Source organism: Ideonella sp. A 288 (assembly GCF_002198735.1).
In the GTDB taxonomy this organism is placed as follows: Bacteria; Pseudomonadota; Gammaproteobacteria; order Burkholderiales; family Burkholderiaceae_C; genus Pseudaquabacterium.
The window spans coordinates 43,210-59,246 of record NZ_MWLO01000143.1 but is presented as its reverse complement, the minus strand read 5'-3'; the positions used below and the strand labels follow the sequence as shown (position 1 = coordinate 59,246).

At 66.2% G+C, this 16,037-nt stretch carries 11 protein-coding genes; 5 read left to right on the top strand and 6 right to left on the bottom strand.

The features are described from left to right. Positions 1-18: 18 nt before the first annotated feature. From EOINJALH_RS23470 to EOINJALH_RS23460, 3 genes are read left to right on the top strand one after another with little or no spacing between them, the layout of a single operon-like run. The gene (locus EOINJALH_RS23470; RefSeq protein ID WP_088284701.1) at positions 19-1,398 is read left to right on the top strand and encodes a wax ester/triacylglycerol synthase family O-acyltransferase; all 1,380 of its coding nucleotides are present in this window, start codon (positions 19-21) and stop codon (positions 1,396-1,398) included. Positions 1,399-1,454: 56 nt separating this feature from the next. Further along, positions 1,455-3,437, top strand: a complete 1,983-nt coding sequence (locus tag EOINJALH_RS23465) for an alkyl/aryl-sulfatase (protein WP_088284699.1) — start codon at positions 1,455-1,457, stop codon at positions 3,435-3,437. Between the two features lie 48 nt (positions 3,438-3,485). Further along, positions 3,486-3,965 (top strand): DUF2505 domain-containing protein, encoded by a 480-nt coding sequence (locus EOINJALH_RS23460; protein ID WP_088284697.1) that lies wholly within the window; start codon positions 3,486-3,488, stop codon positions 3,963-3,965. Positions 3,966-3,998: 33 nt separating this feature from the next. Here EOINJALH_RS23460 and EOINJALH_RS23455 read toward each other — a convergent pair whose 3' ends face one another. Beyond that, positions 3,999-6,290: a TonB-dependent receptor gene (locus tag EOINJALH_RS23455; RefSeq protein ID WP_088284695.1), complete on the bottom strand. Its 2,292-nt coding sequence runs from the start codon at positions 6,288-6,290 to the stop codon at positions 3,999-4,001. A gap of 148 nt (positions 6,291-6,438) precedes the next feature. Between EOINJALH_RS23455 and EOINJALH_RS23450 the strand changes: the two genes are divergently transcribed. Together EOINJALH_RS23450 and EOINJALH_RS23445 are read left to right on the top strand one after the other, a co-directional pair. After that, positions 6,439-7,320: a LysR family transcriptional regulator gene (locus EOINJALH_RS23450; RefSeq protein ID WP_158219867.1), complete on the top strand. Its 882-nt coding sequence runs from the start codon at positions 6,439-6,441 to the stop codon at positions 7,318-7,320. Positions 7,321-7,434: 114 nt separating this feature from the next. Beyond that, positions 7,435-8,325 (top strand): S9 family peptidase, encoded by an 891-nt coding sequence (locus EOINJALH_RS23445; RefSeq protein ID WP_088284692.1) that lies wholly within the window; start codon positions 7,435-7,437, stop codon positions 8,323-8,325. 26 nt (positions 8,326-8,351) lie between these two features. Here EOINJALH_RS23445 and EOINJALH_RS23440 read toward each other — a convergent pair whose 3' ends face one another. From EOINJALH_RS23440 to EOINJALH_RS23420, 5 genes are all read right to left on the bottom strand, one after another. After that, the gene (locus tag EOINJALH_RS23440; RefSeq protein WP_404872793.1) at positions 8,352-9,800 is read right to left on the bottom strand and encodes an aldehyde dehydrogenase family protein; all 1,449 of its coding nucleotides are present in this window, start codon (positions 9,798-9,800) and stop codon (positions 8,352-8,354) included. A 70-nt stretch (positions 9,801-9,870) separates the two neighbouring features. Continuing rightward, positions 9,871-11,517, bottom strand: coding sequence for a GMC family oxidoreductase (locus tag EOINJALH_RS23435; protein WP_158219866.1), 1,647 nt, complete (start codon positions 11,515-11,517; stop codon positions 9,871-9,873). Positions 11,518-11,530: 13 nt separating this feature from the next. Continuing rightward, positions 11,531-12,679, bottom strand: coding sequence for a mandelate racemase/muconate lactonizing enzyme family protein (locus EOINJALH_RS23430; protein WP_088284686.1), 1,149 nt, complete (start codon positions 12,677-12,679; stop codon positions 11,531-11,533). A 36-nt stretch (positions 12,680-12,715) separates the two neighbouring features. Continuing rightward, positions 12,716-13,705, bottom strand: coding sequence for a tripartite tricarboxylate transporter substrate binding protein (locus EOINJALH_RS23425; RefSeq protein WP_158219865.1), 990 nt, complete (start codon positions 13,703-13,705; stop codon positions 12,716-12,718). Positions 13,706-13,737: 32 nt separating this feature from the next. Continuing rightward, positions 13,738-16,035, bottom strand: coding sequence for an arylsulfatase (locus tag EOINJALH_RS23420; RefSeq protein ID WP_088284682.1), 2,298 nt, complete (start codon positions 16,033-16,035; stop codon positions 13,738-13,740). Between the last annotated feature and the right edge of the window lie 2 nt (positions 16,036-16,037).

Below are 16,037 nucleotides of genomic sequence, written 5' to 3'. Positions count from 1 at the left end.
CGCCACAGGACCCCGGCCGTGAGCAAACTTTCCTTTCTGGACTTCGGCTTCTTCATCGCCGAAACCGCCGCGAGCCCCAAGCACGTGGCGGGCCTGCTGATCTGCAAGCGGCCGGCGAAATCAACGACCGCATTTGCCAGGAACCTTTACCGCGAATACCTCACCCACAGCGATCTGAAGGCGCCGTTTGATCGGGTCGTCGAGTTCTCGAAGACGGGCATGCCCAGCTGGAAGACTGCCACGGAGGTGGATCTGTCGCAGCACATCTTCTTCCATCGCCTGCCTCGGGGTGGCAATGATCGGCATGCGCTGTATGCCTTCGTGGCCAAGCTGCACGAGCCGGTGCTGGACCGCAGCCGACCGCTGTGGGAAATGCATGTGATCGATGGCCTGGCTGATGGCCGCTTTGCCCTCTATCAGAAGATTCACCATGCCTACGCGGACGGGGTGACCATGTCGCGCTGGATTGCCGAAACCATGGCGTCCGATCCCGATGACCTGCAGGTGTGGCCGCTGTGGACCCAGAAGCATGGCGGGCATGCGGTGAAGCGCAGGAAGGCGGCACAAGAGGTTGCTCAGTCGGTGTGGAAGGAACTGGCCGACACCACGCAGCGCGCCATGGGGGTCGGGCGGCTGGCGGCCATGCTCTTGCTGGAAGGCGCCAAGCTGACCAAGAACGCGATTGCCTTGCCCTTCGTCTCCAGCGCCAAGACCCTGCTCACAGGACAGGTCACCGCCGGACGGCAGTTTGCGGCCACCGGTATCGCCATGGACCGCATCGGCCGCATCCGCGACCGCACGCGGTCCACCGTCAACCACGTGGCGCTCACCTGCCTGGACGGCGCCCTGCGCCGCTACCTGGCCGACCAGGGCGTCGAGCTGAAGCGCCCCATCACCATCCAGATGCCGGTGAACCTGCGCCGCGAAGGCGACAAGTCGGCCGGCAACAAGATCGGCATCGTGCAAGTCGAGCTGTCGCCCCCCACCGACGACCCCTATGTGCGGCTGCGCAACATCGGCTATTCGCTGCGCAATGTGCGCGCGATGATGGACAGCGTGGCCCCCGTGGCGATCGAGTCCTACACCATCCTCACTGGCCTGGTGGCCCAGGGCGCGGAAACCTTCAAACTGAGCGACCGCTTGCCGCCCCTGAGCAACGCGATGGTGTCCAATGTGCCGGGGCCGAAGGAGTACCTCTACATCAAGGGCGCCAAGATGGAGGAGATGCACCCCATCAGCACGCTGCCACCCAGCAACCTGCTCAACATCACGCTGTTCAGCTATGCGGGCACCTTGTACTTTGGCCTGGTGGCCGCCGAAGGCCTGCCCGACCTGCAAGGTCTTGCAGGCCATGTGCAGACGGCGTTTGACGAGCTGCACGCCTGCATTCTCGAGTGAGCACCGCCTGTCCTGCCGCTCGCGCGTGGAGTTTGCTGCGTCCACAGGAGACGAAGATGACCCGACCCTCATTGACCTGCGCGCTGGCCGCCTTGTTGACGGCCTTGGCCGGCGTGGGCTGCAGCCGCCCGGTCAGCGACGCACCCGCTGCCAGCGCTGTCGGCGGTGCCTCGGCCACCACCGCAACGGCCAACGCGCTGTTCGCCCAGCAGCTCAACCTGGCCGATGCGCAGGATTTCGAGGATGCCAAGCGCGGCCTCATCGCAAGGCCCAGCGGCAAGATCAGCAGCGCCGACGGCACGGTGTTGGTCGACTTCGACGCCTTCAAGTTCGTCGATGGACCGGCGCCGCCGACGGTCAACCCCAGCCTGTGGCGGCACGCGGTGCTCAATGCACAGATCGGCCTGTTCAAGGTGGTGGATGGCGTCTGGCAGGTGCGTGGTTTCGACATCGCCAACATGACACTGATCGAAGGCAAGACCGGCCTGATCGTCGTGGACGCGCTCACCGCGCGCGAGAGCGCCAGCGCGGCGCTGACCTTTGCACGTCAGCACCTGGGCAACAAGCCGGTGACGGCCATCGTCTTCACGCACAGCCATGCCGACCACTTTGGCGGCGCGCTGGGCGTGGCCAGTGCCGAAGAGGTGGCACAGCGACAGATCCCCGTGGTGGCCTCCGAGGGCTTCATGGAAGAAGCCACCAGCGAGAACATCCTGGTCGGCACCGCCATGGCGCGGCGTTCGATCTACCAGTTCGGCAAGGATCTCGAGCGGTCGGCTCGCGGCCTGGTCGACACCGGCCTGGGCAAGAACGTGGCCTACGGCGCGATCGGCGTGCTGGAGCCCACGATCCTCATCAAGGAGCCGACGCAGGAGCTGGTGCTGGACGGCGTGCGCTTCGTCTTTCACAACGTGCCCGGCGCCGAGGCGCCGGCCGAGCTGACTTTCTCGATCCCCAGCAAGAAGACCTACGGTGGCGCCGAGAACCTCGCGCAGACCATGCACAACCTGCTGCCGGTGCGCGGCGCCAAGGTGCGCGATGCGCTGCGCTGGGCCGGCTACATGCAGCAGGCGCTCGATCGATTGGGCGACTCCGAGGTCTACATCGGCCAGCACAACTGGCCCATCTGGGGCCGCGAGCGCATCGCCCAGTTCATCACCCAGCACCGCGACGTCTACAAGTACACGCACGACCAGACCGTGCGCATGATCAACGCTGGCCTCACGCCCTACGAGATCGCCGACAAGATCAAGTTGCCGAAGTCATTGGAGTCTCACTTCGGCGCGCGCGGCTATTACGGCGACCTGCGCCACAACGTCAAGGCGGTGTACCAGCTCTATCTGGGTGCTTACGACGGCAACCCGGCCCACCTCAACCCGTTGCCGCCCGCCGACTCGGCCAAGCGCTATGTCGAGCTGGCCGGTGGGGCCGACAAGGCCGTGGCGGCCGCGCAGGCCGCATTCGACAAGGGCGACTATCGCTGGTGCGCGGAACTGCTCAACCACGTGGTGTTTGCCGACTCGGCCCATGCGGCGGCCAAGGAACTGCTGGCGCGCTGCTACGAGCAGATGGGCTTCATGGCCGAAGCGGCCACCTGGCGCAACAGCTACCTCACGGCAGCGGCCGAGCTGCGCCAGGGCCCGCCCACGAAAGGCATTGACCGCCGCTTTCTGGTGGAGATGCTCGGGCGCACACCCGTCGAGCGCTTCCTCGAAGCCATGGCGGCCGGCCTGGACGCCCAGGCTGCCGACGGCAAGAACCTGAAGGTCAACCTCGTGTTCACCGACACCAAGGAATCCTTCGTGCTGTGGATCGAGAACGCCGTGCTGCACCACCGCAAGGCGGCACCGGCCAGCGACGCCAATGCCACGCTGACGCTGACGCGGCCGATCTTCGTCAAGATGATGGCTGGCACCGCGGGGGTGACGGACACGCTGCTGTCCGATGACCTCCAGATCGCCGGCAGCAAGATCGACCTGGTGCGCTTCTTTGCGCTGATCGACAAGGCACCGGGCACCTTTGCGATCGTGACGCGCTGACGGCCTCGGACGCTTGCTGCTTCACTCACCCTCACGAGGAGAACGACGATGGAACAGAAGTACAGCGCCCCGGTGGACAAGGTCTTCGCGTTGCTCACCGACGCCAAGTGGCTGGAAGCGCGCAGTGCCGCGCTCGGCGAGTTGAGCGCCACCGTCAAGGCCAAGAAGGCCGCCGGCGGCGTGACCGTGACGATGAGGCGGCGCGTGAAGCGCGACTTGCCGGCTCTGGTGGCCAAGGTCATGTCGTCAGAGGCTGATCTGGTGTTCGAGGAAACCTGGCACGCCGAGTCCGAGGGCGGCCGCACTGGCACCTTGACGATGGACGCCATTGGCCAGCCCGTGAAGATGAGCGCGGAATTCGAACTCGTGCCCGCGGGCAAGGGCTGCATCTACCGCATCACGCACACCTGCAAGTGCAGCGTGCCGCTGCTCGGCGGCGCGGTCGCCAAGTTCGCGCAGGGCCAGGTGGAGGCGGGCTGCGTGGAGGAGTTCGCGTACCTTGTGGACTACGTCAGGAAGAACAAGTGATCGGCCTGCATCGCAACACCAAGTTTCACCCCGTCAGAACGCCGCCTTGAACTGCACACCCCAGGTGCGCGGCTCGTTGAGGAAGCCGGTCAGGTTGACGAAGTCGATGCCGCCGACGATGCGGATCTGGTTGGTGATGTTGCGCCCGAAGGCCGCCAGGTCGTACCTGCCATTGTTCCAGGTGTAGCCCACGCGCACTCCACCTTCGGTGAGCGACTTGCCGGTGAACTCGGTCGCCTCGTAGAGGAAGAAATTGACCTTGCTGCGGTACACCCAATCGGTGAAGGCATAGACCTCTCCATTGGCCATCGGCTGCGAGTATTTCAACGTGAAGTTCACCGTGCTCTTGGGCGCCTGCGGCAGCGGGTTGCCATTGATCTTGGCTGTGGACGACGTGGGCTGAGGATCGAGCACCTGGCAGTTGGGGCGCGTGATGTACTGGCCATTGCCGCACACCGACACCACCAGGTTCGGGTCCTTGATCTGGGTGTCGTTGTAGCCCAGCCCCAACGTGGCCAACAGGTTGCTGGTGACAAAGGCCTGGAGGTCCATCTCGAAGCCTTGGCCGGTGGCCTTCTTCGCGGCCAACAACACATTGGAGTTCCCGGACGCGCCCCCCACGGCCGTGAGTTGCAAGTCCTTCACCGTGTACCTGAAGACGCCGAAGTTCAGCCGCGCGCGGCGGTCGAACAGATCGGCCTTGATGCCTGCTTCGATGGAGGTGTTGTTCTCCGGGCCGGCAACCGATTGGTCGTTGAAGGCGCTGGCGCCCTGCACGCTCGAACCGCGGAATCCCGTGGCGGCGCGCGCGTAGAGGTTGGTGTTGCGGTCCAGCGCGTAGGTGCCGCTGAGGTCCCAGCTCAGCTTCTTGTCCGAGGTCTTGGCGCTCAAGGGTCCCTGGGCGCCAAGTCCCTTCAGATCACACTTGGCGGACAGCACGCAGGGCACGAAGGCCGAGCTGTTGTAGTCCTCGACGTTGAAGCTCTTCTTGTCCCAGGTGTAGCGCAAGCCACCGCGCAGTTTGAGCTGCGGGCTGACGGCGTAGTTGAGCGCACCGAAGAGCGCGTAGGCGTCGTTCTTCTGGTGGGTGCGCTCGTAGCCGACCTGCTTGTTGCCGGCGGTGGAGTCGTAGTCGAAGCTCTCGACCTTGTAGTCCTCCTTGAACAGGAAGACGCCGGTCTGCCAACTCAGCGGACCATTGCTGTTCGACTCCAGACGCAGCTCCTGTGTCCATTGGCTGTGCTTGGGGATGCCATCGGCGGTCTCGGAGAAGAACGGCGTGGAACCGGCACCGCCGCCAAACACATAAGGTGGTGAGGCGCCGTCGACGTCACCACGGCTGAACGAGGTGACCGATTCATAGCCGGTGATGGCGTGCAGAGACACGTCGCCCAGGTTCCAACGCAGGCGCAGGCTGGCGCCCTGGTTCTTCAGGCGCGATTCATTGAGGCCGTCGAACGACACCTTGGTGATGTCGAAGCCCGGCACCAGATCGTTGGTGCCGGGCTGGATGATGTTGGCGCGAAACTCGCGCGCCGTGCCGGAGAAGTCGCGTGCGTGCACGTTGGCCAGTGCACTGAACTGCTTGCTGGGTTCGTACAGCCATTGCAGGCGCACAGCACTGTCGCGCATGCCTTCCATGTCCTTGGTCGGGCCGGCGGCGAAGGTGTTGTGGATCCAGTCGCTGCGGGTCTGGTTCAGCACCGAGAGGCGCAGCGCCGATTCGGGCGACACCACCAGGTTCTTGGCCCCCTCGAGGTTGACGGCGTTGTGGGTGCCATACGACAGGCTGACGTAGTCCTCGCCCTTTGTCAGCGTCGGCTTGACCGAATCGAACTTCACCACCCCGGCCGGCGTGTTGCGTCCGAACAGCGTGCCCTGCGGCCCGCGCAGCACCTCGATGCGGTCGAGGTCGAAGGCCGGGAAGCCCTTGAGGATGGGGTTCTCCATCACGATGTCGTCATAAACGAGCGAGACCGGCTGCGAGGCGTTCAGGCGGAAGTCGGTGTTGCCGTAGCCGCGCAGATAGAAGCGCGGGAAGGTGCGGCCGAACGAGGACTCGATGTTGAGGCTGGGCACTCGGCCGGCCAACATGCGGATGTCCTGCCCGCCGGTGTTCAGGGCGTCCAGCAACTCCGTGCCCAAGGTGCTGATGGAACTGGGGACGTTTTGCAGGTTCTCGACGCGCCGCTCGGCGGTGACCGTGATGGTCTGCAGCTTGCCTGCCTCGGCTGCGTCGGCAGAAGCTTGCGCCCAGGCCCCGGCATGAAGCACGGCGAACGCGGCCGCAGTGGAAATCCGGTTGAGTCGAAAGGCATGGATCACGGGGCACTCCGGTGGGTCGAAACGGATGCGGGCGCGCAGGCGCGGCCCAACTTTGCAGTGATGGTGCGTGACACGAATACATATCGCAAATATGAAAAGCACCGACAAGATTAATGTTTAAGATATGTCTGCCAGTCTCAACACCCTCATGAGCATCGACATCCGCCTTCTGCGCTATTTCTCGGTGGTGGCCGAGGAGTTGAGCATTTCACGTGCCGCCGTGCGCCTGCACATGAGCCAGCCCCCGCTGAGCCAGCAGATTCAGCAACTCGAGGATCGCCTGGGTGTGGTGCTGCTGCTGCGCAAGAAGCGCGGCATCGAGCTCACCGCAGCCGGCGCCGCGATGGCCGCAGAAGCCAAGCTGGTGATCGCCCGCCTCGAACAAGCCGTGGATGCGGTGAAGCAGATCGGCCGCGGCGAGCTGGGCCACATCCGCATCGGCGTGATCAGTTCGGCGATGTGGGGCGAGTTCCCCAACCTGCTGCGGCGCTTTCACACCAGCCACCCCGGCGTGAACTGGTCGGTGAAAGAGCAGATGCCCAGCGTGCAGGTGCAGTCGCTGCTGGAGCGGCGCATCGACATCGGCTTCTTCCGCTCTGTGGCGCAGGCGCCCGAGGGCTGCCGCAGCGTGCGCGTGGCCCCCGAGGAGTTCGGCGCAGTGGTGCATGCTCGCCATTTGCTGGCCCGGCGGATGTCCATTCCGCTGTCATCCCTCGCCGACGCGGACTTCGTCATGCTGGACACCCCTGCAGCGGCCGACACCCTGTATCTGGCGCAGTGCTGCGTCGATGCGGGGTTCACGCCGCGCGTGATCCGCACCGCGATCGAGCCACAGACCCTGGTGGCCTTGGTCAGCGCAGGCATGGGGGTGACGCTGCTGCCGTGGTCGATGTCGCGCATCGGGTGGCCGGACGTCAAGTTCCTGCGCATCCGCCCGCCGACACCCACCGCCGACCTGTATGCCGTCTATCGCGAGGAGGAGTTGTCGCCCGTGGTGCAGCAGATGGTGTCCATGATCACGGCGCGCTGACGACTCATATCCAAAACATCAAGAAGATTGGCCTGAAAGATATTGGATTCCAGGGTTTCCTGAAGTCAGGATGCTGCCGATTCCTGCCTTTGCCCGTCACACCACGAAAGCGCCATGCGCCACTTCAAGCTACTCGCCGCCTGCATCGGCGTCGCCTCCCTGAGTGCAGTGTCAGCTGCGGTGCTGGCCCAACAGGTGGTGTCGTTCCAGGTCGCCGGTCAGAAAGTCGTCGGCACCTTGGAGTTGCCAGCGAACGTCAGCACGGCACCCGTGGTGCTGATGCTGCATGGCTTCACCGGCAGCCGCAATGAACTGGCCACGCCAGCGGTGAAGGAAGGCATCTTTGCGCACGCCGCCAAGGCCTTTGCAGCGCAGGGCCTGGCAAGTTTGCGCATCGATTTCCGGGGCAGCGGCGAGAGCGAAGGCCAGTTCGAAGACACGACGCTCACCGGGCAGGCCGCCGACGCGCTTGCCGCCATTGATTTCCTGAAGACACTGAAGTCGGTCGACGTGTCGCGGCTGTCGGTTGTCGGCTGGAGCCAGGGTGGGGCGGTGGCCACGATGGTGGCGGCGCGCAGCGCCACACTCGTCCGGTCGGTGGCTCTGTGGGCGCCCGCCTCGGTGCCCGCCGCCACCTACCCAGCCTTTCTGGGCGTCGAGTACGTGAAAAGCGGGCTGGCCAGCGGCGGCAAAGCCGTCAGCACCAAGTTGCCCTGGGGCGCCGAGGTGTCGTTGAAGACCGCATTCTTCGAGGACCTGTACAAGGTCTCTCCCGTGGCCGAGCTGGCGCGCTACAGCGGCCCCGTCTTCGTCGCCGTCGGCACCAACGATCCGGTGGTCACGCCGCAGCCGGCCATGGGTCAAGTGCTGCTGAGCTATCACCCCGGACCGGGCGAACTGTGGGTGCGTCCGATGGACCACAGCTTCAACGCGTTCGTGAACGCCACGACCCTGGACGAGATGGTGGACGCCACGTCGGCCTTCATCCGCAGGCACAGCCAGTAGCCGGCACGTGCCGCAGAAACCGGGCTTCAAGCGGCCCGCGTGGCCAGTTCCTCGTTGTTGAACTGCAGCGCCTTGACCTCGAGGTATTCCTCCAGCCCATAGCGCCCGCGCTCGCGCCCGATGCCGGATTGCTTGAAGCCACCGGCCGGTGCATTCATGTTGAAGCCGCCGCCGTTGATGTCCACCTTGCCGCAGCGCAGGCGGCGGCCAATCGCCACCGCATGGGCCAGGTCCGCCGACCACACCGCGCCGTTGAGGCCGTAGATGGTGCCATTGGCGATCTCCACCGCGTGGTTCTCGTCGCGGCTGGGAATCACAGCCAACACCGGGCCAAAGACCTCCTGCTGGGCCAGCGTCGACTGAGGGTCGACGTTGCCGAAGATCGTGGGTGAGACGAAGTAGCCCTGTGGCAGATCCTTCGGCTGTTCGGCGCCGCCACACACCAGCTGCGAATCACCGGTCAGGGCTTCGCGGATGAATTTGCGCACGCGATCGCGGTGCCCTGCAAAGGCCATCGGGCCCATCGTGGTGGCCTTGTCCATCGGATCGCCCAGCTTGAACCTGGCGGCTTCATCTGCCGCGATGTCCAAGGCCTTGCCATGCAGTTCCTGCGGCACGATCAAGCGCGACAGCGCGATGCAGGTCTGCCCGCCGTTGATGAAGGCACCCTGCACCGCCCCGCGCACCGCCTGCTCCAGCGGCGCGTCGGCCAACAGCACGCTGGCGGATTTTCCGCCCAGCTCCAGCGCCAGCTTCTTCACCGTGGGTGCAGCGTTGGCCATGATGCGGCGGCCGGTGACGGTGGAGCCGGTGTAGGACACCATGTCCACGTCCGGGTGACGCACCAGCGCCTCGCCCACCTCGATGCCGGTGCCGTTGACCAGGTTGAACACGCCCGCCGGGAAGCCGATCTCGGCCATGGCGTCGGCCAGCAGATAGCTCGTCAACGGAGCGATCTCACTGGGCTTGGCCACCACCGTGCAGCCCGCGGCCATGGCGGGCGCCACCTTGCCGAACAGCAGCAGCAGCGGGTAGTTCCAGGCCGTGATCGCGGCCACCACGCCCACCGGTTCGCGCACCACGCGCGAGTTGCCGATGCGCTCCACCTCTTCCGGCCCGGCCACCATCTCGGCGTACGAGCCCATCACCATCACGGGCAACTGAGCCTGCGCCAGCAGCGAGAAGCTGATCGGGCTGCCCATCTCGGCCGACTCCAGCGCGCCGATGGTGTCGATGCGGGCCTTCAAGGCGCCCGCCAGCTTGCCCAGCCACTGCGCGCGCTGCAGCCTCGGCATCGAGGCCCAGGCCGGCCAGGCGGCACGTGCAGCGGCCACGGCGGCGTCCACATCGGTGGCGTCGCCCAATGCGGCCCAGCCGAGCGGGGCTTCGGTGTAGGGGTTGATGATCGCGTGGCGCGAGGCGTTGGCGCTGGCCACCCACTGGCCGTTGATGAACTGGTGCGGGCGCTGCAGCAGCTGGGAAGGAAAGGTGCTCATGGTGATCTCGAGGTTGACGGTGTTGCTCAGTTCGCGGCAGCCAGCGCCGTCATGACAAGGCGGCCAGCGCCCAGTGGGCCACCCGCTCGCCGATCATGATGGAGGGGGCATTGGTGTTGGACGAAGGCATGGTCGGCATCACCGACGCATCGGCGACCCGCAGGCCCTGCAGGCCGTGCACGCGCAACTGCGCGTCGACCACGCTGCTGGCGGCGTCCAGCCCCATGCGGCAGGTGCCCACGGGGTGGTAGACGGTGAGGCCCGTGCCATGGGCATAGGCCAGCAACTCGTCATCGCTGCGCAGGTCCACGCCGGGAAAGGTCTCTTGGATGATGAAGGGTTTGAGCGCCGGCTGCTCTGCCAGCTTGCGCGCCGCCCGCAGGCCGGCCACGGCGATCGCCTGGTCGTAGGGGGCGCTCAGGAAGTTCGTCAGGATGTCGGGCTGTCGCCACGGGTCCAGGCTGGTGGCATGGCTGCGGCCCACCGAGCGCGCGTAGATTGGCCAGTTCAGCAGCGAGATGCCGCTGTAGGTGGGGATGGGGTAGTTGCTCTGGCCACGCTGCGAGAAGTCGTTGGCGATGGCGTTGAGCTGCAGCTTCAAGTCCGCCCGCGGGCTGTCGGGAAATGCGCGCATTGCCACCTGCGCATTCATCGTGGCGGTGGCCAGCCAACCCTTGCCGGTGGCAAAGTACTGTGCGCCGGCGCGCAGCTTGGCCGACAGCTTGTGAATGATGTCGTTGATGGTCAGCGCATTGCGCACCTTGTACGAGACGCAGGTGCGCATGTGGTCGAGCATGTGCTCACCGACCGCCGGCAACTCGTGGCGCAAGGCCACGCCCAAGGCCTGGCACACCGCCGCCTGGCCGATGCCCGAACGCTCCAGCAAGGCAGGGCTGTGGTAGGCCCCGGCGCACAGGATCACCTCGCAGCGCGCCCGTGCCGTCTTCACCGACTGGGGCGCAAAGTGCGCGGCCTTGGAGCCGAGTGTCGGGTCCGACCGCTGGTACTCGACGCCCACCACCCGCGTGCCTTCGAGCACCAGCTTGGTGGCGGCGCCACCGGTGACGATCGTCAGGTTGGCGCGGCTCGCGGCGGGCTTGAGGTAGGCGTCGTAGGTGCTGCAGCGCTTGCCCTGGAAGGTGTTGGACTGCAGGTAGGTCCAGCCTTCGATGCTGCCGTTGTTGTAGTCCTCGGCCTGGCGGTGGCCGGCCTGCTCACAGGCTTGCAGGAAGGCATCGCCCAGCGCGTTCTTCTCCGACCAGCTGATGCGCACCGGCCCGCTCTTGCCGCGGCTTTCGCCGCCTTCGTCGAAGCGTTCGAGCCGCTTGAAGAAGGGCAGCACGTCATCCCAGCCCCAGCCGGCGAGGCCCAAGTCGCGCCAGTGGTCGTATTCGCCGCGGCTGCCGCGCATCCAGATCATGCCGTTCATGGCGCTGCAGCCGCCCAGGCCATAGCCGCGCGGCGAATAGACCTTGTAGCCGCCGAGCGACGTCTCCGGCCCGCTGGTGTAGGGGTAGACCCAGCGGTCGTTGTAGACCAGGTTGGCCACACCCAGCGGCATGCGGTGGTTCCGCGTGTTGGTGACGCCCCCAGGCTCCAGCAGCAACACGCTGTGTTGTCCGCTCTCGCTCAGGCGCGCCGCGGCGGCGGCACCGGCGGAGCCGGCGCCGATCACGATGAAGTCGAAGCTGTCCATCGACGGCCGCGCCTCAAGCCAGGCGCACGCGGTAGGTGGCCAGGCGCTCTTCGTCGAGCACCACGCCCAGCCCCGGCGCATCGCCCAGAACGAGCTTGCCGTCCTCGAAGGCGTGGGTGATGAAGTCGTCGCGCGGTGGGTTGTACTCGATGCCGTATTCCAGCGAGCCATCGGCGGTGTTGGCGGAAGCCAGCAGGTGGCCGCTGGCCAGCAGGCCGGGCGTGCCGCTGAAGATGTGCGGGCAGAAGCGTGCGCCCGATGCCACGATACACCGCGCCAATGGCACTCCGCCGCTGAAGCCGCCCCATTTGCACATGTCGGGCTGCAGCACCGCGAACACGCCGGTGGCGATGTGCTGCTCGAAGGCCTCGCGGCTGAGCATGTTCTCGCCGCCGGCCAGCTTCACCGGCGAGCGTTGGGCCAGGTCCTGCCAAACGGCCGTGGGCGCGTCCACCGGAATGGCCTCTTCGATCCAGGACATGTTCAGCCCGGCAAAACGCTGGCTCATGTCGGCCGCGCGGTCCTGCGGCCAGCTCGAATTGGCATCGGCCATCAGCTCGCAATCGTCGCCGATCTGCTTGCGTGCATTGACGTAGGCGGTCAGGTGCTTGTCCACGTCGTCCCACACGCGCAGCTTGAAGGCCTTGAAGCCGCGCTGCAGGCCCTGCTCGATCAAGGCCTCGCCACCGCCGGCGCGGCCCAGGCTGGCGTAGCAGCTCACCTTGTCGCTGCGCCCGCCGAGCAGTTGCCAAAGCGGCTGATTCAAGCGCTTGCCAACCAGGTCCCACAAGGCGATGTCCACGCCGGCGATGGCGGCCGAGATCGGCCCGTTCTCGCCGCTTTGCAGCGCGAGGATGTGCGACGCCCGGTGCATCGCGTCCCAGGCCTGGCCGGGCCCTGCAAAGCTGCGCGATTGGAGGAATGGCGCCAGGGTCTTGCTGACGATGGTGGCGCGGTGCGCCGCGCCGTAGCGCGGGAAGTTGCACCACACCTCGCCCCAGCCGGTTTCGCCCGACTTCTCGGTGACCTTGACGAACAGCGCGATCGCGCTGTCGACCACGCCCATGGGCGTGACCACGGGTTCGGCGATCGGGATGCGCAGCACCCAGGGGTCGACCGAGGCGATGTTCAGTTCGGAGGCGAGGTCGAAGAATTCAGCCATGGGGGCTCCAGGTTCACGGGGCACAGCGGCCGGAGATCAGTTGAGGTCGAGCTTCAGGCCCTTGGCGGTCTCGCTCATCCATGCGGCATCGAGGTCAATCTGCCTTCTGAAATCCTCGGGCTTCTTGCTGGCCTGGATCAGCATGCCAAAGGGCGTCAGCCGCTCGACCACCGACGGGGCGGTGGCCGCCGCGGCCAGCTCGCGGTGCAGCCGCTGCACGATGGGCGCCGGGGTGCCCGCCAGCACCGCGAATCCACCCCACAGGCGCAACGGCGACACGTTCACGCCGGCCTCGACGATGGTCGGCACCTCGGGAAACTCCTTCAGCCGGGTGGCATCCACCGCTGCCAGCACCTTCACCTGTCCCTTGGGCGCAAACTGAGCGGCAAAGATCGCCGGCGCAATGGCGAAGTCAACCTCGCCGCCGATCACCGCCTTGACCATGTCGGGGCCGCCCTTGTAGGCGACGTTCAGACCCGTGAAGCCTGCGACCTTCTCGATCTCGGCCACCTTCAGGTGCTCGATGCTGCCGGGGCCGGGCGTGGCATAGGTGAGCTTGCCCGGATTGGCGCGGCCGAAGGCGACCAGATCCTTCAGCGCCTTGTGCGGCGAGGCGGGGCCCACCATCAGCACCATTGGCGTCTCGCCCGACACGGTGAGCGGGATCAGCTGGCGGTTGAGGTCGAAGCGCTTCTGCACCACCTGCACCGCCACCATGCCGGAATTCAGGTGCATCAGCGTGTGGCCGTCGGCCGGCGCCTGCAGCAGCGCCTGCAGGCCGATCTGGTACAGGCCGCTCGGCTTGTTCTCGATCACCACCGAGTGCTTGAGCGATTTCTCGAGTTCGATGGCCATCGCGCGCACGCCCACGTCGGCGGCGCCGCCCGCTGGCAGCGGGATGATGATCTTGATCGGGCCACGCGGAAAGTCGGCTTGAGCCCTCGCTGTCGGCAAGACGCATCCAGCGGCCAGCGCGGCGCAGGTTTGGATGGCGTAACGGCGTGTGGGCTGGAAGGTGGTTGGCATGGCGCTAACGCTTATGGGAATAGGTATAGACATCAATCGCGCAGCCGATGCACCCGCGCCTCGATCATGTTCGAGATGCTGCCCGGGGCCTGCGCGCCCGGCGTGATGACCACGCGGTCGATCGCGCCGTCGTACCGGAAGGTGCCGTGCTCCGCGTAGCGCGGCGAAATGCGCTGGCGCCGATCGAGCCCAACGTCGACGCCCTCGACGTGCACGCCCATCACCGTGGGTGACATCACCGTCATCGGCACCACTTCGACGCCGTTGACGAGCAGCCTCCCTTCCCCCTTGCGCTGGCCGAGTGCGTGGTAGTCCAGCAGCACCTCCTGCGAGCCGGGCCGCAGCGGCACCGCCGGCAGCTCGGTGGGCGACATCCAGCGGTGGTAGATGAAGTGCAAGGCATCGTCCATCACGTACAGCACCAGGCCGACAAACACTTCGCCGATGGCGAAGATCACGCCCTGCTGGCCCGGCTGCCAATCGAAGTGGCTGCGGATCGTGAAGTCGCGATCGGCCAGCAGCGGGCCCACCACGGTGCGCGCCACTGTCGGCGTGCCCGCAAAGAAGGTGCGCGGTGTGTTCACCGTCTCGGCCAGGAAGGGCGGGATGGTGACGGCACGCTCCAGCGCCCGGTTGTCCAGCGGATAGACGTCGTTGGCCCAGGCCTCGTCGTCGAAGCGCTGGGCCATCGCGGCCACGCGCTCGGGCTGCTGCGCGGCCAGGTCGGTGGTCTCGCACGGGTCGGCCTGCAGGTCGAACAGCATCCAGTTGTCCAGCGTCTCGATCTTGCCGCCGCGCGGCTGCAGCGAGGCGATCTTCCAGCGGCCGTTGATGAGGGCGCGGTTGGCCTCCAGTTCGTAGTGCTGCTGCGTGCGCTGCGATCGTGCGGCCGCGTCGGTCAGCATCGATGCAAAGCTCACGCCATCGGGCTTGCGCGCGTCGAAGCCGTTCACCGCGTCGGGGTGGGCGATGTCCAGCAGGTCCAGCAGCGTGGGCGTGACGTCGGTGACGTGGATCCACTCGCGGCGGATCGCGCCGCCATCGGCAATGCGTTGCGGCCAGTGCAGCACGAAGGGCACACGGATGCCGCCATTCAGCGGCGTGCGCTTGAAGTAGCGGAACGGTGCGTTCGACACCTGCGCCCACCCCGTGGGGTAAGCGGCCATGGTTTCGTCGTTGCCCAGCTTGCCTTCGCGCGCCAGTTGCAGCGCGCGCGCGTTGTCCACCGGCGTGCCTTCGCGCTGGTCGACGTAGTTGGGCGTGCCGTCCAGCCCGCCCACGGCGCTGGCGCCGTTATCGGAGCTGATCACCAGGATGGTGTTGTCCAACTGCCCCGATTGGCGCAGGAACTCGACGACGCGGCCGACGTTCTGGTCGATGTTGTCGACCAGGCCGGCGTACAGCTCCATGTAGCGTGCGAACAGCTCCTGCTTCTCGGCCGAGAGCTGGTCCCAGGACGCCACGCCCGGCGGCAGTGGTGCCAGACGGTGGCGATCATCGATCAGGCCCAGCTCGCGCTGGCGATCGAAGCGGGCCTGGCGAAACGCGTTCCAGCCTGAGTTGTAACGGTCGCGGTACTTGGCACTGTCGGCCGGCTTGCACTGGATCGGCATGTGCGGCGCATTGAAGGCCATGTACATGAAGAACGGATGCGTTGGTTCGCTGGCGTGGTGCTCCTTCATCCAGCGGATGGCACGGCTGGTCCAGTCGTCGGTGGCAAAGTGGTCGGCCGGGTAGGCGTCGATCTCGACCGGGTTGTTGCCCTCGTAAAGCCGCTCAGGATGGAAGTAACTTGTCTCGGCGTCGAGAAAGCCGTAGAACTTCTGGAAGCCGCGTTGCAGCGGCCACGAGCTGCGATCTCCAGCCTCGTGCACCTGGTGGCCCCAGGTGTTGTGCCACTTGCCCACCATCATGGTGCTGTAGCCCTGGTCACCGAGGATCTCGGCCAGCGTGGGCGCGTCGCGCGCGATTTCGCTCTTGTAGCCGGGGTAGCCGGGGTTGGCATGGGCGATCCAGCCGCATCCGACCGAGTGCGGGTTCTTGCCGGTGAGCAGCGCGGCGCGTGCCGGCGAGCACATGGGCACCGTCGTGTAGTTCATGAAGCGCAGGCCGGCGGCGGCCAGCGCGTCGATGTGCGGCGTGGCGATCTCGCTGCCGTAGCAGCCCAGGTCGGAGAAGCCCAGGTCGTCGAGGTAGATCACCACCACATTAGGCTTGCCATGCACACGCTCGGCGGCCGATGGCGGCCACCAGGGCGTGGAATCCTTGATCAGGCGTTCGATGTGGCCCTGGAAGGCCTCGTGCGGATTGCCGTTGCGCGAGTGGGTCATGG

Coding starts and splice junctions, on each gene's coding strand:
- EOINJALH_RS23465 (WP_088284699.1), top strand. CDS start 1,455: ATGACCCGACCCTCATTGACCTGCGCGCTGGCCGCCTTGTTGACGGCC.
- EOINJALH_RS23460 (WP_088284697.1), top strand. CDS start 3,486: ATGGAACAGAAGTACAGCGCCCCGGTGGACAAGGTCTTCGCGTTGCTC.
- EOINJALH_RS23450 (WP_158219867.1), top strand. CDS start 6,439: ATGAGCATCGACATCCGCCTTCTGCGCTATTTCTCGGTGGTGGCCGAG.
- EOINJALH_RS23445 (WP_088284692.1), top strand. CDS start 7,435: ATGCGCCACTTCAAGCTACTCGCCGCCTGCATCGGCGTCGCCTCCCTG.
- EOINJALH_RS23435 (WP_158219866.1), bottom strand. CDS start 11,517: ATGGACAGCTTCGACTTCATCGTGATCGGCGCCGGCTCCGCCGGTGCC.
- EOINJALH_RS23430 (WP_088284686.1), bottom strand. CDS start 12,679: ATGGCTGAATTCTTCGACCTCGCCTCCGAACTGAACATCGCCTCGGTC.
- EOINJALH_RS23425 (WP_158219865.1), bottom strand. CDS start 13,705: ATGCCAACCACCTTCCAGCCCACACGCCGTTACGCCATCCAAACCTGC.
- EOINJALH_RS23420 (WP_088284682.1), bottom strand. CDS start 16,035: ATGACCCACTCGCGCAACGGCAATCCGCACGAGGCCTTCCAGGGCCAC.